The organism is Enterococcus sp. AZ071 (genome assembly GCF_050499065.1).
In the GTDB taxonomy this organism is placed as follows: domain Bacteria; phylum Bacillota; class Bacilli; order Lactobacillales; family Enterococcaceae; genus Enterococcus_A; species Enterococcus_A ferrettii.
Map to the genome: position 1 here is coordinate 807,128 of NZ_JBIPAS010000001.1, position 17,093 is coordinate 824,220.

General features: G+C 36.0%; 18 protein-coding genes. 16 read left to right on the forward strand and 2 right to left on the reverse strand.

What is annotated here, in order from left to right; genetic code table 11:
- The first annotated feature begins 2 nt into the window (after positions 1–2).
- The 14 genes from IGI49_RS03905 to IGI49_RS03970 all read left to right on the forward strand — a co-directional run bounded on the left by IGI49_RS03905 (position 3) and on the right by IGI49_RS03970 (position 12,962).
- Positions 3–302, forward strand: a complete 300-nt coding sequence (locus IGI49_RS03905; protein WP_429963432.1) for a CBO2463/CBO2479 domain-containing protein — start codon at positions 3–5, stop codon at positions 300–302.
- Between the two features lie 3 nt (positions 303–305).
- Entirely contained in the window at positions 306–1,031 is a 726-nt protein-coding gene (gene prdB, locus IGI49_RS03910) for a D-proline reductase (dithiol) protein PrdB (RefSeq protein WP_081633041.1), read from the forward strand.
- A 183-nt stretch (positions 1,032–1,214) separates the two neighbouring features.
- Positions 1,215–2,093 carry a permease gene (locus IGI49_RS03915; RefSeq protein ID WP_429963433.1) on the forward strand — a complete coding sequence of 293 codons (879 nt, stop codon included), beginning with the start codon at positions 1,215–1,217 and terminating at the stop codon, positions 2,091–2,093.
- Between the two features lie 245 nt (positions 2,094–2,338).
- A complete protein-coding gene (locus IGI49_RS03920; RefSeq protein ID WP_429963434.1) occupies positions 2,339–3,187 on the forward strand; it encodes an RNA polymerase sigma factor in 849 nt (282 codons plus the stop codon).
- Positions 3,187–3,873, forward strand: a complete 687-nt coding sequence (locus tag IGI49_RS03925) for a DUF2461 domain-containing protein (RefSeq protein WP_429963435.1) — start codon at positions 3,187–3,189, stop codon at positions 3,871–3,873. Before IGI49_RS03920 ends, IGI49_RS03925 begins: the two co-directional genes overlap by 1 nt.
- Positions 3,874–4,214: 341 nt before the next feature.
- Positions 4,215–5,066 (forward strand): leucine-rich repeat domain-containing protein, encoded by an 852-nt coding sequence (locus IGI49_RS03930; protein ID WP_429963436.1) that lies wholly within the window; start codon positions 4,215–4,217, stop codon positions 5,064–5,066.
- A 696-nt stretch (positions 5,067–5,762) separates the two neighbouring features.
- Positions 5,763–6,200 (forward strand): VOC family protein, encoded by a 438-nt coding sequence (locus tag IGI49_RS03935; protein WP_429963437.1) that lies wholly within the window; start codon positions 5,763–5,765, stop codon positions 6,198–6,200.
- Between the two features lie 68 nt (positions 6,201–6,268).
- Positions 6,269–6,682 (forward strand): hypothetical protein, encoded by a 414-nt coding sequence (locus IGI49_RS03940; protein WP_429963438.1) that lies wholly within the window; start codon positions 6,269–6,271, stop codon positions 6,680–6,682.
- A 49-nt stretch (positions 6,683–6,731) separates the two neighbouring features.
- Complete coding sequence (locus tag IGI49_RS03945; protein WP_429963439.1) at positions 6,732–7,223, forward strand: GNAT family N-acetyltransferase; 492 nt, start codon at positions 6,732–6,734, stop codon at positions 7,221–7,223.
- A 303-nt stretch (positions 7,224–7,526) separates the two neighbouring features.
- Entirely contained in the window at positions 7,527–7,736 is a 210-nt protein-coding gene (locus IGI49_RS03950) for a hypothetical protein (protein WP_429969591.1), read from the forward strand.
- Positions 7,737–8,213: 477 nt separating this feature from the next.
- On the forward strand, positions 8,214–10,529 hold the full coding sequence (locus IGI49_RS03955; RefSeq protein WP_429963440.1) for an ABC transporter permease: 2,316 nt from the start codon (positions 8,214–8,216) through the stop codon (positions 10,527–10,529).
- Positions 10,530–10,539: 10 nt separating this feature from the next.
- Positions 10,540–11,298: an ABC transporter ATP-binding protein gene (locus IGI49_RS03960; protein ID WP_429963441.1), complete on the forward strand. Its 759-nt coding sequence runs from the start codon at positions 10,540–10,542 to the stop codon at positions 11,296–11,298.
- A 70-nt stretch (positions 11,299–11,368) separates the two neighbouring features.
- Positions 11,369–12,058 (forward strand): response regulator transcription factor, encoded by a 690-nt coding sequence (locus tag IGI49_RS03965; protein WP_429963442.1) that lies wholly within the window; start codon positions 11,369–11,371, stop codon positions 12,056–12,058.
- Positions 12,045–12,962, forward strand: a complete 918-nt coding sequence (locus IGI49_RS03970; protein ID WP_429963443.1) for a sensor histidine kinase — start codon at positions 12,045–12,047, stop codon at positions 12,960–12,962. The genes IGI49_RS03965 and IGI49_RS03970 overlap by 14 nt, the downstream gene beginning before the upstream one ends.
- Before the next feature lie 185 nt (positions 12,963–13,147).
- Here the strand turns inward: IGI49_RS03970 and IGI49_RS03975 are convergent, their stop codons facing one another.
- Together IGI49_RS03975 and IGI49_RS03980 are read right to left on the reverse strand one after the other, a co-directional pair.
- Positions 13,148–13,684, reverse strand: coding sequence for a ClbS/DfsB family four-helix bundle protein (locus tag IGI49_RS03975; RefSeq protein WP_429963444.1), 537 nt, complete (start codon positions 13,682–13,684; stop codon positions 13,148–13,150).
- A gap of 205 nt (positions 13,685–13,889) precedes the next feature.
- Positions 13,890–14,750: an alpha/beta fold hydrolase gene (locus tag IGI49_RS03980; RefSeq protein ID WP_429963445.1), complete on the reverse strand. Its 861-nt coding sequence runs from the start codon at positions 14,748–14,750 to the stop codon at positions 13,890–13,892.
- A gap of 144 nt (positions 14,751–14,894) precedes the next feature.
- Here IGI49_RS03980 and IGI49_RS03985 point away from each other — a divergent pair, with 144 nt between their 5' ends.
- Together IGI49_RS03985 and IGI49_RS03990 are read left to right on the forward strand one after the other, a co-directional pair.
- Positions 14,895–15,437 (forward strand): TetR/AcrR family transcriptional regulator, encoded by a 543-nt coding sequence (locus IGI49_RS03985; protein WP_429963446.1) that lies wholly within the window; start codon positions 14,895–14,897, stop codon positions 15,435–15,437.
- 108 nt (positions 15,438–15,545) lie between these two features.
- Entirely contained in the window at positions 15,546–16,289 is a 744-nt protein-coding gene (locus IGI49_RS03990; protein WP_429963447.1) for a hypothetical protein, read from the forward strand.
- Positions 16,290–17,093 lie beyond the last annotated feature (804 nt).

The following is a 17,093-nucleotide window of genomic DNA, read 5'->3' on the forward strand; positions in this document are numbered from 1 at the left end:
CTATGGATAGACTCAAGTACATTTCAACAGAGCAAATGTTTGAGGGAATCATTGTCGAGCTTCACGATGCCAGTGTAACCATCGATATTAAAGGACGTTTAGGTCAATTGAAAATTCCCAGACGCATGATCATCTCTGAATATGATTTAGCGATTGGTCAGGAAGTCGGTTTTTTGATGACTTATCCAGAAGTTTTGGAAGAGGAACCCAACGATCATTATGTCCATGCCATCAAAGAGCATGAACGACGCCGCTTGGAAACTCAGAAGAAGCAAGCACAGACACCAGGAGAGGAGAAATAACACATGGGCTTAACAGTCTTTGAAGGGTTGCAGTCAGAAATTTTCGTGCCGATTACGCCGAAATCTGTCTTCACACCTGTCAAAAAAGAGTTGAAAGAAATGCGTGTTGCATTAGCTACGGCAGCAGGCGTTCATTTAAAGAGTGATAAACGATTCAATTTAGCGGGGGATACAACGTATCGCGAAGTGCCGGATGGTACACCAAGCGACGAATTAATGGTCTCTCATGGCGGGTATGACAACGCCGATGTAAACCGTGACGTGAACGCAATGTTCCCGATCGACCGATTGCATGAATTAGTCAAAGAAGGCTTTATCAAAGAAGCAGCACCAGTACATTACGCATTTATGGGCGGCGGAGGTGACCAAGAAGCATTTCACGATGTCACTGGTCCTGAGATCGCACAAAAATTAGTTGACGAAGAAGTCGACGCTGTCGTAATGACCGCTGGCTGAGGAACCTGCCATAGAACTGCCGTGATCGTGCAGAGAGCTATTGAGGAAGCGGGAATTCCTACTATTTTAATTGCAGCATTACCACCAGTAGTACGTCAAAATGGATCACCACGTGCAGTAGCACCGATGGTTCCAATGGGCGCTAACTCTGGAGAACCACACAACATTGAGATGCAAACAGGTATCTTAAAAGATACGTTAACCAACTTAGTAACCATCGAGACACCAGGTAAGATCGTTCCATTACCTTACGAATACATTGCGCATGTGTAAGGTGATTTAAGAACGAAGGATAAATTCCCATTACTTGTGCAGAGATTACTTTGCCAGAACAGGAGTGTAGGCTGATTCATTCTTGTTCTGAAGTACTGGGAATTTTTCTTCTTATGATAGGGTGTATTTTTTTGCGCCCAAAAATAGAAAAATTTGATTTTTGATGAAGGAGCAATAGAAGAAATGGTACAAGTTGTATTAACGATTTTAGCAATTTTTGCAGTGATGCAAGCTGTTTTAATGGGGAGAGACCTTCTCGCAAATAAGGGCAATCTAGGTGGCGGAAGCTGGATTATTTCTGGAGTAATTGGCTTTATAACTGACTTTTTAGATACATTAGGAATTGGTTGTTTTGCACCTACAGCTATGCTGCTGGATTTAACTAAACAACTGGATCATGATCGTTTATTGCCAGGAACTTTAAATGTTGGCCATGCAATTCCCGTATTAGTAGAAGCCATGATTTTTATTACAGTGGTTGATGTTGCGCCGTTAACATTATTTGCCTTAATTGCAGCAGCGACTGTGGGGTCTTTCGTAGGTTCCCGTACAGTAACTAAGCTGCCTGAAAAAACTGTTCAGTTCTGGATGGGATGGGCGTTAATTGCTACGGCATTATTAATGGCTCTTCGTCAAACAGGGATGATTAATTTACTAGGTGCAGGGAATACAGCGACTGCTCTAACTGGTGGTCGGTTACTAATTGGTGTAGTTGGCAATTTCATTTTTGGTGCATTAATGACGATCGGCGTTGGACTATATGCTCCATGTATGGCTATGGTTTATATGTTGGGTCTGAATCCTTTGGTGGCTTTTCCAATTATGATGGGTTCTTGTGCAGGGTTGATGCCAGTGGCCAGCGTTAACTTTATTAAATCAGGAGATTATGCGCGAAAAGTAAGTTTAGCAATTACCGTTTGTGGTGTCTTTGGGGTATTTATTGCAGCTAAATTTGTGACGGGCTTAAATTTAGACGTTTTAACATGGATCATTATAGTAGTAATTATTTACACAGGGATCACATACATTCGAAAAAGTCTAAAAAAATCAGTATCCAATTAATTCATAAAATCGTCACTCTTATAAAGCGAGTTGGCGATTTTTTTACATTGTTTTTGAATTTCCCCACTCATTTCAGTTTTCTCATCACGCCCCATCCTTTGTAAGTATCCGTTTAATAGCAGCTTATATAGCAATATGAGATAATAAACTAAAATATTCTAACTTTTTATTTTTAAGAATAAGTAAAAAAGTTGTCACAAATGGATGATATCTCCGTCTAATAGGGTAAAGGGAGGAGCTAATCTATGAAAAATGAGAGAGTAACAGAGAATGTAATTAATGACGCTATTGCTGGGAACCGTCTAGCATTGGAAAACATTTTATTGGACGTTCAAGATTTGGTTTTTAATTTATCACTTAGAATGTTGGGATCAATTCCTGACGCCGAAGACGCAACACAAGACATTCTAACAAAGTTAATTACGAATCTAAGCACTTTTCGAAAGGAAAGTAAATTTGAAACTTGGGTATATCGTATTGCCACTAACTATTTGATTGATTATAAGAAGTCTATGTTTGCTAATCAGCCATTAAGTTTCGAAGTTTATTCTCAAGATATAAAAGCAGGTGTGATTGAGAATACCAATGATTTACTTCAAGGAGTCGAAGAAAAAATATTAGGACAAGAATTGAAACTGTCTTGTACGAATGTAATGCTGCAGTGTTTGGATCCGACGTCTCGTTGTGTTTTTGTTCTGGGAACAATGTTCAAAGTAAACAGCAAGCTTGCTGGAGAAATTTTGGACATGACTCCGGAAAACTATCGCCAAAAATTATCTAGAGCAAAAAAGCAGGTAGCAAGTTTTTTAACCTGTTATTGTGGATTAACCAATACTGGATTTTGTTCCTGTGAAAAAAGGATAGGCCTTGCCATCCAAAGTAAACGTCTTGATCCCCAGAAGCTTGATTATCAAAACTTAGAAGAGGTTAAACAGAATAGTTTAACTAACTATATTGAAGCTATGGAACAATTGGATGAGCAAGCAACGATATTCTCAGAACTGCCAAATTATAGTTCTACTATTGCCTCTAAACAATTTCTCGTACAGCTGCTTAATTCTCCTAATATGGACACAGTACGGAGGAACAAGTAATGAATTTAGATAGAACACTTGAATTTCTTACTGCATTAGAAGCAAATAATTCCTTTGAATGGATGAAAGAGCACAAAAAAGACTATCAGATTGCTAAAAATGAATTTCTGAAATTTGTTCAGGAATTATTATTGTTAATCGCTGAATTTGATCCGCCAATTGGCAATTTAGAGCCAAAGAGATTAGTCTATAGATTAAATCGTGACATTCGTTTTAGTCATGATAAGACGCCATATCATCCAGCCTTTAGAGCACATTTATCAATTGCTGAACGCAAACCAATTCCAGCAGGCTACTATATTTGCATTAAGCCAGGTCAATCATTTTTGGGTGGTGGTGTTTTTGCAACACAATTTTCACAAGCAACTGAATTAATCAGGGAACACCTTATCTCACACCCAGAGGAATTTCAGCAGATTATTACAAAGAAAGCATTTGTGGAAACTTTTAAAGTGGAAGGTTTAAAGTTAAAAAACGTTCCAAGAGGCTATGATAAAGATCATCCCTTGGCAGAATACCTAAAGCATAAGTCATGGAACATCGAATATAAAATCAGCGACCAGGAACTGCTAACTGAAGCTTCAGAATATGTAGTAGAAAAATTTAAATTAATGCTACCTTTAAATGGTTTTCTTAATCAAGGGTTGGTTGATTTTAGAATGCCGGAAAGAAGAAAATACCTCTAACGAGGATTTCAATAGTTTATTGAAATTCGACTCTTTGTCTTTTTGAGGAATGTTTTCAAAGATGCTAAATGTGCCTCTTACTTTTTTGAATAGTAGTGATAAAAATACAATAAGGAGCCCAATTTTATTACTCCAGGGGTGCTTTCTTCAATAGTAGAGAGTAATTATTGCTTTCATCTTTATAGTTATTCTTTTGTAAAGTTATCCTTATAAAAGAAGTAGAGAATAACCTTCTAATGACCTAGCAAAGGACCTTTTGTTAGGTTCTTTCTTGCAAAGTTTATTGAACCAATCAATAAAACATTGCTATACTTAGTTATCACAATTTTAAAGGAGGATTCATGAAACTAACAGCAATGAGTAAAGGGTTGACTAAGCTTCCGCATTTAGAAGGCGCAATGAATAGCTATAAAGAAGTAAATATTTTCAATAATTCTTTTAAGCACTTTCCAGAAGCACTCATTAAAATGAAAAATTTAGAGATATTGAATATTTCGGCTAATCAAATTGATACAATACCTTCAGAAATTCAGCAAATAGCTCAACTGAAAAATATCGACTTTGGACATAATCAAATTCGAACAATTCCTGAAACTTTTTTTGATTTAGTTAATCTACAAAGTTATGTCTATTTGCACAACAATAAAATCACAGAACTGCCTGATTTATTTGGCAAAGTACCAAAAATTGAGTATTTAAATTTGAGTGATAATCAGCTGACGAAGCTTCCGGAGAGCATTGGTGAACTAAAATATTTAGTTGAGCTGAGAGTAATGAACAATCAACTTAAGGATATTCCGTTATCGTTAGCGCTACTCGAAAATATTAGAGAGCTGTACTTGAGAAACAACCAGATTAATGCGTTCAAGTTTGATTGCAGTAACTGGGAAAGGCTCCGCATTTTGGAATTGGAAAGTAATCAAATTCAGCAATTCAGCTTAAACTTTTTGAGAGCAAAAAATTTGCAAAGAATTAATTTGCGCCATAATAAAGTTGAAAGATTACCTGAAGACATTGGACAAGCATCTTCCTTAATTGAACTTGATTTAAGAAGCAATGAACTTAAATCACTTCCAGAAACCTTATTGCAACTAGTAAAACTGCAAAGACTTGATCTAAGGTGGAACCACGAATTAATAATACCTAATTGGATTGAGGATTTAAGAAAACAAGGCTGCATCGTTTATTACTAAAGTACTTTACTTGATAAAATACTACAAGTTGTACCAATCTTCTGTGCTATTTTAAACGAGCCTTTTTATTTGCAGTAGTAGACAGACTAACTTAGAGAGTGTTTAAGAAATAGAATAGTAGACCGTCACTCACATATCATCTTTATTCACACGTAGATTTTAACTCGCTTACTTTTGGTGAACTGCTTTGTGTTAGCCTTTACTTCAATATCGGTAATAGATGTGATCAACGGTGCGGCAGAGCTCATTTTATTGATTGTTGGACTGATTAACTAATGCTTGAAAAATGATTATCTGCTCCATTCTAAAAGTGCTATAATTGGGTTAGAAAGTGTGGTGATCGTCTCTTGAAACAAATTATAATCGATGCTCTGAATAATGAAAAAGAAGTTGCTTTCCGGTATGATCGGGGAAATAGTTTTCATGCGAATACACTCATCAACGAGCTTCCCGAAGAACCAAATTGGATTCACGTCAGACACTCACAATCAAGCCATTCGCGTCTGATTAATTTAGCAGTTGTTCAACGTGTTGTCATTGAAGATTAGATTTAGGTAGTGCTCTAGAAATTGGTGTGAAATTATTCTGGAGCATTTTTTTTATTCTTTTGTGTTTATGCGAGAAGCTGAAATATGCAATTAGGCTTTCAACGTTTGCTGTTTTTAGTGTGTATTTCAAAAATTAGGAGGAAACTTGATGAATAGAATCAATCTGATTTGTTTAGGTGTAAAGGACATGACAGCTTCTCTAGCATTTTATAAGTATTTAGGATTCAAAACCTACGAACAAGGAAATAATCCGCCAATTGTTTTCTTTGATAATGATGGAACCAAATTGGAATTGTGCCCCATCAAAGAGTTGGCTAAAGATATAAACGCAGATGAACCACCAGCTGTTCAAACATCGGGTTTCTCAGGTATCAGCTTGGCAATAAATGTCCACTCAATAGCAGAAGTAGATGAAATTTTCAATAAAGTTGTTAAAGCTGGCGGAGTAATTGCCAAAAAGCCTGAAAAAAATCCATTATGGGATGGATATTCTGGCTATTTTACTGATCCCGATGGGTACTATTGGGAAGTTGCATATGGTAAAGATTGGAAATTTGATCAAAATAATATGCTGATTATTGAATAATAAAAATCATTTCAAGACGGCTCGTCAAGTAAGCTGTCTTTTTATTAATTGTACGGTAAGGAGTAAAAATGAAAAAAGTGATTGTATGGAATTGGGCCTATGTGGTATCTATTAGCCTATTTCAGATTTTTTTAATTTACTGGTGTCAATTTGCTTATACTCATGGATACAGTGAAGAAATAAGTTTCTGGATCTTTTTTCCAGTACTGCTGCTGCTATCTTGTTTAGCTCTTTGGGGGCAATTTACAACCGTCCAAGTTAAGAATAGACAGTTGGAGGCTCTTTCTTTTGGTAACTTACGAAGAAAATCCTTTGATTTACAACAAGTTACGGTAACCTTTGACAACAAAGTAATATTGCCAGGTAAATCCCCAAATATGTACCCTATTGATATTCGAGATAACCAAACCTATAAGTTAACGAGAATAAATTGTGGGAAAATAAGGACCAGAGCATTTAAGATTTTTTGGGAATCTCTATAAGTTGGAGTACTCAGTAAATATGAGTATGAAGTAATAGAAAGGAGATACTATGGCAATTAACTTTCGAGCACCTTTAATTACGGAAATTGATAAAATTATCGCGATTGAAATTAGTGGATTTTCAAAAGAAGAAGCTGCTACCAAAGAAGCAATGAAAGAACGAATCCAATTGATTAGCGACAGTTTTATTGTAGCTACAGATAAAGAAAATCAGCCAATTGGCTATGTAGTAGGTCCAGTTATTCAAGAAAGATACTTATATGACGAATTATTCGAAAAAAGTACGGTCAATCCTGAAACCGGTGGTTATCAGTCTGTTCTTAGCTTGGTTGTTTTACCGGAGTACAGAGGGACCGGTGTTGCTAGTGGCATGCTCGAAGAATTGAAAAGAGTGGCAAAAAATCACAATAGATCAGGAATTACATTAACTTGTTTGGAAACGCTTATTCCCTTTTATGAAAGAAATGGCTACAAAGTAGAAGGGATATCTGATTCACAACATGCTGGAGAAACTTGGTACAATATGGTGTTGGATCTTTAAAGCTGGCTTAATAGCCGGTTTTTTAATTTATTTGACTAAATACGATAGGCACATAGCAACGACCATGATAGGGCTAACAAAGAGACCTTTGCTGTAACTATACTATCTAATTATGTAGTACAAAATCTAATTTTGGTATTAAAAAGGTATAAAAAAATAAAATGCTGGAGTGATAGTTTAATGAGCTCAATCCAAGAGGTACAAAAAATGATTCATGAAAATGCTATGAATCATGGTTGGTGGGAGTCAGAAAGAGAATTCGGTACCTTGATTGCTCTCTGACATTTTGAATTATCAGAAGCCTTGGAAGAAATTCGTAAGGGTCATGGAATTAACGAAACTTATTATACTGATTCGGGTAAAATGGTAGGTGTTCCTTCTGAATTAGCAGACGTAGTAATTAGAGTCATGGATATTTGTGAACACTATGGAATTAATCTTGAATCAACTATTTTAGAAAAATATGAATACAATAAAAATCGTCCGTTTAAATACGGGAACAGAATGTTTTAACTTGTTTAAGACTAAGCAGCTTGAGATTATTTCTTCTGGATATAGGATTGATCGAAAAAAGGATTTGAACAATGAAAAGTTTTTCAAAGTGGTTAAGTAAGCAAGATATTTGTGTTCAATTGATATCCTTGGCCAGTTGTGTGAGACTGCAGAATAAGTTGATAAAAAGTGGCAAAAAAATTGCTATACTTGCTAGGGAGCTTCGTTGAATAATCGACCACTGAAAAGCCAGATAAGTCACAGCCGCTAGGATTAAAATTAATTAAGACATCAAATTTGGACAGAAATGTTTGAATCTGATGTCTTTTTTTACTTTTAATATTCAGTTAATACTTCGTGTACATTCCAGCAACCTTGATTAGTTATAGTTTATATAAATCCTGATAAATTTTTTACAGCATCAGCAAAGAATTAAAAGGAAGTTTATCTGGATCATTATAGATAGTTCTTATTACAAAGGAGTTAGGAGTGAGCAAGATGTATTTTAGAATTATACGTAACGATGTAAGGCAAAGCAAACTAATCACGATAACTACAACTACATTCGTCACAGTAGCAGCTTTATTAGTTGCTTTAGCAACAATTTTGAGCATCAATTTGCTAGGGTCCATTGATACCTTGTTGGAAAAATCTGAGGTGGCTCATTATTTGCAAATGCACGCTGGCGATCTCGATGAGGAAAGAATGAAACAGTTTGTCGAAAATAACGAGAACATTGATCGCTATGAGGATTCAATCTTTTTGAATGTCGAAGGGTCAAAAATTCAGATAGGGGATTACAATTTTTCCGACAGTGTCGTTGATAATGGCTTGGCAACTCAAAACAGACAGTTAGATTATTTGTTGGATTTAACTAATCAACCAATTAAACCAAAGCCTCGCGAGTTGTACGTTCCTATATCTTTAAAAAAGAGTGGAATAGCAAAAATTGGTGACAAAGTAACCATCGCAGGTAGGAAATTTAAAGTAAATGGTTTCGTCAGAGATGGCGAGATGAATTCACCAATGACGGGATCAAAGCGATTTTTGGTTCATCAACAAGACTTTGATGCGTTAGTGTCTTCTGGTACTCCTGAGCATTTGATTCAGTTTCGTTTAAAAGATTTATCAAAACTGAATGATTTTCAATCGTCTTATGAAAAAGCAGGTTTAGAGATGAACGGTCCCACGGTTACCCATCACTTGTTTCGACTGGCAAGTGCAATTTCTGATGGTATGCTGATAGCAATTCTATTATTAGTAAGTTTGTTGGTTGTTCTGATGACTTTTATGTGTATACGCTTCACTCTGCTGGCGAAAATTGAAGCAGATTACCAAGAAATTGGTGTAATGAAAGCCATTGGGATGCAAGTAAAAGAGATCAAGAAAATTTATGTTGCTAAATACGTGGCCATTTCAGTCATCGGCAGCTTACTAGGTTATATAATTTCGCTTCCAATTAGCACCAAATTGTTGGAAAACATTAAGCTGAATTTCGGTGAAAGCAGCAATGAACAGCTGAGTAAGCTTCTTTCGATAGTTGGTGTTCTTATTGTGATGCTGGTGTTGATTCTGTATGTCTCCTTGTTACTTAACCGCTTCAAGAAAATTTCAGCGGTTGAAGCAATTCGATTCAACGGAACGGATGAAAAAAATTCCAATCACTCCTGGTTCAATATAAGAAAAATAGTGGTCCTTTCACTAAACACACGCTTAGCAATTATCGACATTATCAATCGGAAAAAAGTGTATTTAACAATGCTGCTGGTTTTTATCATCTCATCGTTTATCATGATTGTACCTTGGATGGCTTACCGAACAATTGTAGATGATTCGTTTATTAAATTTATTGGTTATAGTGAAGAAGTAAATGTGATAACTAGTCTTTATGATTCACCAAATAGCTTAGAACAGGAAAAAGCAATTGAACAGTTTTTAGAAAAGGACCAAGAGGTTGCCGATTATAATAAAATGGTCACAAAAAGCTTTGCCGTAAATGAAGCAAATGCTGAAGGGGTGTTGCGCATCGAATTAGGCAATCATCAGAAATTTACTGTAGACTACACGACTGGTGAAGCACCAAAAACGGCAAATGATATCGCTCTTTCAACAATCAATGCAGAAGAATATGGTAAGAAAGTTGGCGATACACTTACTATTTTACAAAATGGCAAAGCGAAAAAACTGACTGTTTGTGGGACCTACACCAATGCATTTAATGGTGGGAGAACAGCGAAGGCCTCTTTTAAGGATGGAAACACTGAAAAAATGTGGACGAATATTTTTGTTCAATTAAAGCCCACCGTTGCTGTTGAAAAAAAGGCTGATTTGTACAAGAAGAAGCTGCCTTTTGCAAAGGTGAACAGTGTGGCCGACTATAAGGAACAAACATTAGGACCTAGCATACGCTCTATTTTTTTAGCAGCTATTGGAGCAACTATTACAGCCGTTTTGATTACTGGACTAATCACTTCTTTGTTTATGAAACTGTTGATGACTAAGGATAAGAGAGAAATTGCTACCTTGAAAGCATTAGGTTTTACCAACCAAGATTTAGCTCGACAGTATCTAGCACGAAGCATTGTAATCTTGCTGATCGGTTTATTTACCGGGACCTTGTTGGCAATGACTATTGGTAAAGAGTTAGCAGCAGTACTGGTTTCTTTCATGGGATTAACCTCTGTCCGATTCAGCGGCAATTTATTGATTTATCTAGGTTGCCCGTTGCTAATGATTTTAACTACTATTTTAGCAACCGGAGCGGTAACGAAACGAACCGGCAATATCGAGATTGCCGAGAATTTGAAAGATTAAGGTGAGAAAAATGAAAACAATAGTTGAAGGAAAAAATATTGTAAAAAGTTTTGGTAAAGGACAAGAAAAGGTACAAATTCTCAATAATTTAGATATTCAAATTGAGGAAGAACAGTTCGTCGCCATTATGGGGCCTTCTGGATCAGGAAAATCAACGTTAATGTACGCTATTAGTGGAATGGACAACATTGATTCTGGAAAGGTTGTCTTCGATCAAGAACCTATTGATACAATGAGAGAGGCGACTTTGGCTGATTTACGTAGAGAGAAGATGGGTTTTATTTTTCAGCAACCCACTTTTTTGAAGAACTTGTCAATTATCGACAACATTATTCTTCCTAGTATGAAGGATAAGAATGCGGGAATGAATGAGTTGGTTAATCGAGCAGAAGATTTGATGGAAAAAGTCGGAATTGATGAATTAAGGGATCGTAAAATCAATCAGGTTTCTGGTGGACAGCTGCAGCGAGCAGGAATCTGTCGCGCATTAATGGGAAACCCAAGAATTGTTTTCGGGGATGAGCCAACAGGAGCATTAAATTCAAAGGCGGCTCAAGAAATTTTAGATATTTTGCTTAAGATTAATGAAGAAGGAACAACAATCATTGTAGTTACTCATGATGCAAAAGTCGCCGCTCAAAGTGAACGAGTTTTGTTTGTTGGTGATGGTCAGTTGGTTGATGAGCTTTATCTTGGTAAATTCACTAGAAAAGAATTGGAACGACGAATGGAACTAGTTAATGATACAGTTATAAAAACAGAAATGTAAAAAAGGCTACGGGCTTTCACCTTCTCTATGATAAACTTTAAAAAGGGATATGAAAGGGGAAGACGGGGAAATGAAGTACACGATTTTACATGTAGATGATGAAAAGGAAATCGTAAAACTGCTGAAGATGTATCTAAAAAGTGAAGAGCTGGAGCTTCTTGAGGCTTACGATGGTCAGGAAGCCTTAGAGATATTTAGTAAGAATAAAATAGATTTGATGATTGTTGATGTAATGATGCCGAAGATTGACGGCTTTGAATTGATTCGCACAATTAGAAAAGAGAGCAATATTCCGATTTTGGTTATTTCTGCTAGAGTTGAAGCATCTGACCGAATTTTTGGCTTAGAGTTAGGAGCAGATGATTATTTAATTAAGCCATTTGATCCTCACGAAGCAATTGCGCGAGTAAAGTCTTTGCTGCGTCGTTATCATGAGTTGGGAGTATCAAAGGAAAACCCTCACTCCTTATTAGCAGTTGGAGATTTGAATTTAAATACGCATTCTTGTATAGCAACCGTCTTGGGAGAATCAATTGAACTGACAGCCATTGAATTCAGGGTGCTTAAGCTAATGATGGAACAGCCTGGTCGCGTGTTTACCAAAGAACAAATTTATGAACATGGCTGGCAAGATTCACTCACCGGCTATAATAATGTTCGTGTTATGATGAGTAAATTGAGAGAAAAAATTGGCAACGAACGAATTCGAACAATTCGTGGACTAGGCTATCGACTGGAGGTAGCTAATGGAAGAACTTAAGCGAGCCATATTAAAAGCTTTTGTCCTTTATTTCTTCGGTCTTTCTATCACCGTTTCTTTGCTAGAAGAGCTATTTAGTGAAGGCATTACCCTACTGTTTCCTTATAAATATGAGCTGCCGCTGATGGCGATCTGTGTTTGTCTGCAGTTTTCAGCAGTCGCAATTTTTTCTTACTTATTTTATCGCAGCTTGGATCAGAGAATTGCCCAAACGAGTCAGCAGCTGGCAAAAGAACAAAGCATCCTTTTTGCCAATATTGCTCATGACCTAAAGACTCCGCTAACCAGCATTACTGGCTTTTCTAAAGCATTAAGCGAAGATATTGTAGAAATGGAAGAAAAGAAGGAAGTCTCAGCGATTATTTATCAAAAATCAGTAGCTGCAAATGAATTACTGGATTTGATGTTTCGCTACACTAAGTTAAATTCAGCCGATTATGAATTGAAAAAACAACAGCAAGACATTAACTATCTTTTAAAAGAGGCAGCAGCAGATAATTATGATCTAATAGAGCAGCATGAGATCAAATTGAATTTAGAACTACCAGAGGAACCATTGTATTATGCAATTGACAAAACTGAAATGAAACGGGTTTTTTCCAACCTAATTATTAACGCATGCAAACACAATCCGCCGCAAACAGAACTGACGATTGTGATTCAACAGTTAGGTCGCAGAACAAAAATTATTTTTGGAGATAATGGCATACCTATCCCAGAAACGAAACGCGAGCGTCTATTCGAACCCTTCGTCAGCGAGAATGAAACTGAACGTAATTTTAATGGAAGTGGATTAGGTTTAGCAATTACAAAGACAATAATTGAAAAGCACGGATTCACGATTGAATTGAGTCAGGGAGCAGATAATTATGAGAAGCAGTTTGTGATTAAACTTCCTGAGTAAAATTTTAGTAAAATCAGCTGAGAGGGTGGACTATCTTAGTTTTTTGTGTGATTCATACTGATTTTTCAAAAGAAGACGAACTAAATTTCAAAAAAGGCATCGAGCCAATGTAGCGCTCGATGCCGCAGCAATACGAATTGCCCCTGCCAAGGTATTAGCAGTATAGCATATGAAGCTGTCCTCAGTTAAGTCTGTAAGGATTTTTTAAATTTTCTGGTTTTTTTCAAAGCCCATTGATAATGGCTGGAAGTGCTAGAGACAAAATAGCTGCTTAAAGTACTTCCGCCAACCCAAGTGAATGCTCCTTTAGAAAACAATTCGTCATTTGATAATGGTTCAGCTAACTTGATAACAGCAGAATGACTTTCTTTTAGTAAAGCCAGCGCATCCTTATAAGAAGTATTCTGATGTTTCCCCCAGAATTCATCATTCATCGCGCCATAAGTTTTCCAGTTATATCCTTCCTTTAGGAACGGTTTTTCTTCACCAGCAAGATTGGTAGTTACCCAATCAATTAGCAGCTGGTGCCATTCATATAAATGAACTAAAATATCACGGAGATTTTTATCTCTCTCCCAGTGAGCACCTTTTTCTTTACCAGTGTCAAAAGTAAATGTAGCGGTTACTTGGTCTTCTGGTATTGAATTTAGTAACTCCATTAATTTGGTGAATGTTTCATTACTTGTTTGAATTAAATCGATTTTGGTTGTTGGTCTAGCCATTGATAATTCCTCCTTTATTTTTCCAATGAGATAATCTACATATTCTTAGATGTTAAGAATGACGATTCTGATTCGTTTCATTTAACTTATATTCTTACTATAGGCCAACACGTAACGTGTTGGTCAAGCAGAAAGTAGAATATTTCTGTATTTTTTTATAGTAATCATTTTAGTAACCAAAACGAGAGGGATTCAAAATGAGGTACTATCTATTTTTCAAGAATCTCGAGACTATCTCCATATATTCTTTGCTAAACATAGGATCACCGTGAGAGCCATCCTTTATCCAAATAACTTCAGAATTCGTCATTAGCTGTAACAAAGATTCTTGAGAGGCTTTAGGAAAGAAATCCTTCTCAGGAAAAATGAGTAAAACTTTCCCAGCCAATGAATCAAAATCTTCCGAAGTACAAACGGTACTATCGAATATATCAGGGAGCAAATTTCCCATGTTGATTAAGGACTCTTTTGATAGATCACCATACAGAGTATTCATCGTTTCAGCGATTATCTGTTGATTTTCTATGTTTTCATTGTTCGTCATATTCTTAATGGATTCTTTGACAATGCTTTTCCTTACAAAACCAAAGGGTAAGATTTTGGCTATGACTACTGCCAAGTGAAAAGGAATCTTCAATTTTTTCAGCTCAACTTTAGTAACAGTTGTCATTCCACCACCAGAAATTAGAACCAATCCGCCAACTTCTTCAGGGAATTGTTTAGTAAAAAGTTGGGCCAATAATGCACCATATGAAGCACCGATGAAAACTGGCTTTTCGATCGTTAAGAATTCCAACAATTCGTGAATCGCCACAACCTGTTTAGTATTTGTATTTAGATTGGCGGGAAAAACAAAGGTTAACACCTGATAGTCGTTCTCAAAATAGTCAATGTATTCAAACCAAATTTCTGACGTGCCCAATCCCCCATCTAAAAAGACCAAAGTTGAATTACCTTTACCACATAGTAAATAAGTAAAAATAGCATTAGACAGTTTGATCGATTCATATTCATGCGTGTCTAAGAAGCTGCCGATTTTATCGGTGATATCAGAAAAAGTATTCATAAGTTTTATCCCAATTCTAGAACTATGACACACTTGTGCCAGCTATCTAACTTAAGTATAATAAGCGAAAATTAGTTAATCAACAACCTGAGAATAATTGGCACACTTTTCATTTTTTGTGCCGTAAGGAAAAGGAGTATTGTGATGGAAATTGGAGAAACGAAAGAATGGATTGCGGAAGCAATAATTCGATTATTGAAAAGCAAATCTTATTCAGATATTACAATTGCAAATATTACGGATGAGGCTCGCTTAGGTAGAAGGACTTTTTATCGACACTTCAAGTCAAAAGATGAGGTTATTGAGTTAATTAGTTTGCGGTTAATAGATGATTTTACTGCAAATTTGTTGGAAAAACAGGCAGCATCACTAGCTGAAATGATGGAATGCTACTTTGAATTTTGGGAAGCCAACATCGATGTCTTTTTGCTGTTGAAAGAAGCCAGGCTTTTATACTGTATAGAAGAAAATATTGTTGATTTAGTGTTAAAGATTGCTTTGAAAGTAGGTCGTGTTCCTAATGACTTAGAAGCAGCTAAGCAAATAATTAATGATCATAAATATGAGTTCGCATATAAATTAGCTGGCTTTTGGAAGCTGACCATAGTGTGGAGTGAAGAAACACCAAGAAAATCACCAACTGAGATGAGTCGAATAATTACCGAGTTTATGAGAGTTGTTAGATAGCGCAGCATGTCCTTTTCTGATCACATTTATTGACAGTAGTACAACCTCAACGTTTATAATTAATGACAAACATAAAAAGTAAGGTGAGGAAAGAGGAGTTATAGTGTTATGGCAGTGTTAGAAGATAATTTATTGAATTTTTTGGTCATTCTAGGATTTATCTTTATCCATTTGGCTTCCAAATTTTTTTTATTTGAGGAGCTGAATGTGGAATTTATGATGTCTTTTGCGGCAGGAGTAGGTGTATCTTATGCAATCATACATTTGTTACCTCAATTAGCTTATTCCCAAGGAGTGTTGGTGAACGAATTTGGTTGGGATTCTGGAATTCGTTATACTCATGCGATTTATGCCATTGTATTGCTGGGACTTGTCGTTTCTTATATTGTGTACAAGTTAGATGAAAGAAACTTTAATATCGTGGAGAAGCGGGACCTTACCAGTGCGGAAGTTGCATATTTTTGGTCAGACATCTCATTCTACGCAGTGTACAATATCATGATTGGTTATCTGGTGATTGCCAATACTTTTTCAGAGCATTTTTATATCCTCATGTATTTCGTGGCCTTTGGTCTGCACTTTTTAATGAATGATTGGTCATTGAGTCATCATCATGGGAAAATGTACCATCAAAGAGGACGCTTCGTGCTCTCATTAAGCATTTTAATAGGAGCACTTCTTTCTCTGGTCATTCAGTTGCCCTATTATGTAGTAGTTTCCATTGAAGCTTTTATTACTGGTGCGATGTTAATGAATATTATCAAATTTGAGTTACCGGAGGGGAATCAAGGTAGTATCAAATCTTTCCTAATAGGTACGATCTGTTCAAGTGTACTATTTATCTTTGTTTAACAATCAGCTGATTTGATCTTTCGAATAGGCTTAGATTGTTCCTCTCCTTGTCTTTTTCCAGTTATTGGTATTACTAAATAAGTTGTCCAATCAATCAACTTATTTCAATAACCGTTTCGTTCTCTTAACATTTCTTAACTCTTTCAAAATATTTTACTTGTACAAAATTCGTCATAAGCAGTTTTTTACAGTACTAGCTAGTACTTAGGTTGATTATAGAGACCTACTTCATTTTCATACCTGTTGTCAACAAATAGACAAAGAAGGCTTTGGTGATGGGTTTAAAGAACATTAAGCAGAGCAATATACTACGAATAAGAGTATCATTTACATAGAAAATAGGCATGTCTCTAAAAATCTTTAGCAGATTTTAGAGACATGCCCATTTTATTCTACTTTAATAAGTGGGAGCGACATCTAACAGGTAAAGAGATTTTTATACTTTGTTGAGGGCTGCTGCTGGCGGCGCATTAAATAGACTGATCTTAGATCATTCTTTATCTATCAAAACGACATAGAGGCAGACGTCTTAAATTTAGGCATTTTGTTGAGATGGGTAATTTTTTCTGAAACTAGAAAAATATGGAACGATGTTTCTACTTACTAGTTTCATAACGAATCATTCTTTATTTGGTAGAGAAAAATAGTTTGTCTGATTTCGTTAGAATAAATTAGAATTGAGGAATCAATTTATAAAGAGGGCAAAGGATTTTTTAAATGGTTAAACGTCTAGTTGGCATCATAAGAGAAGAAATGAGTAGGATTAGCACAATCTTATTATGATAACGGTAACAAATTGCTATT

What these genes read in the sequence shown, in the direction of transcription:
- IGI49_RS03905 (WP_429963432.1), top strand. Translation starts at nt 3, where the DNA reads ATGGATAGACTCAAGTACATTTCAACAGAGCAAATGTTTGAGGGAATC.
- IGI49_RS03915 (WP_429963433.1), top strand. Translation starts at nt 1,215, where the DNA reads ATGGTACAAGTTGTATTAACGATTTTAGCAATTTTTGCAGTGATGCAA.
- IGI49_RS03920 (WP_429963434.1), top strand. Translation starts at nt 2,339, where the DNA reads ATGAAAAATGAGAGAGTAACAGAGAATGTAATTAATGACGCTATTGCT.
- IGI49_RS03925 (WP_429963435.1), top strand. Translation starts at nt 3,187, where the DNA reads ATGAATTTAGATAGAACACTTGAATTTCTTACTGCATTAGAAGCAAAT.
- IGI49_RS03930 (WP_429963436.1), top strand. Translation starts at nt 4,215, where the DNA reads ATGAAACTAACAGCAATGAGTAAAGGGTTGACTAAGCTTCCGCATTTA.
- IGI49_RS03935 (WP_429963437.1), top strand. Translation starts at nt 5,763, where the DNA reads ATGAATAGAATCAATCTGATTTGTTTAGGTGTAAAGGACATGACAGCT.
- IGI49_RS03940 (WP_429963438.1), top strand. Translation starts at nt 6,269, where the DNA reads ATGAAAAAAGTGATTGTATGGAATTGGGCCTATGTGGTATCTATTAGC.
- IGI49_RS03945 (WP_429963439.1), top strand. Translation starts at nt 6,732, where the DNA reads ATGGCAATTAACTTTCGAGCACCTTTAATTACGGAAATTGATAAAATT.
- IGI49_RS03955 (WP_429963440.1), top strand. Translation starts at nt 8,214, where the DNA reads ATGTATTTTAGAATTATACGTAACGATGTAAGGCAAAGCAAACTAATC.
- IGI49_RS03960 (WP_429963441.1), top strand. Translation starts at nt 10,540, where the DNA reads ATGAAAACAATAGTTGAAGGAAAAAATATTGTAAAAAGTTTTGGTAAA.
- IGI49_RS03965 (WP_429963442.1), top strand. Translation starts at nt 11,369, where the DNA reads ATGAAGTACACGATTTTACATGTAGATGATGAAAAGGAAATCGTAAAA.
- IGI49_RS03970 (WP_429963443.1), top strand. Translation starts at nt 12,045, where the DNA reads ATGGAAGAACTTAAGCGAGCCATATTAAAAGCTTTTGTCCTTTATTTC.
- IGI49_RS03975 (WP_429963444.1), bottom strand. Translation starts at nt 13,684, where the DNA reads ATGGCTAGACCAACAACCAAAATCGATTTAATTCAAACAAGTAATGAA.
- IGI49_RS03980 (WP_429963445.1), bottom strand. Translation starts at nt 14,750, where the DNA reads ATGAATACTTTTTCTGATATCACCGATAAAATCGGCAGCTTCTTAGAC.
- IGI49_RS03985 (WP_429963446.1), top strand. Translation starts at nt 14,895, where the DNA reads ATGGAAATTGGAGAAACGAAAGAATGGATTGCGGAAGCAATAATTCGA.
- IGI49_RS03990 (WP_429963447.1), top strand. Translation starts at nt 15,546, where the DNA reads ATGGCAGTGTTAGAAGATAATTTATTGAATTTTTTGGTCATTCTAGGA.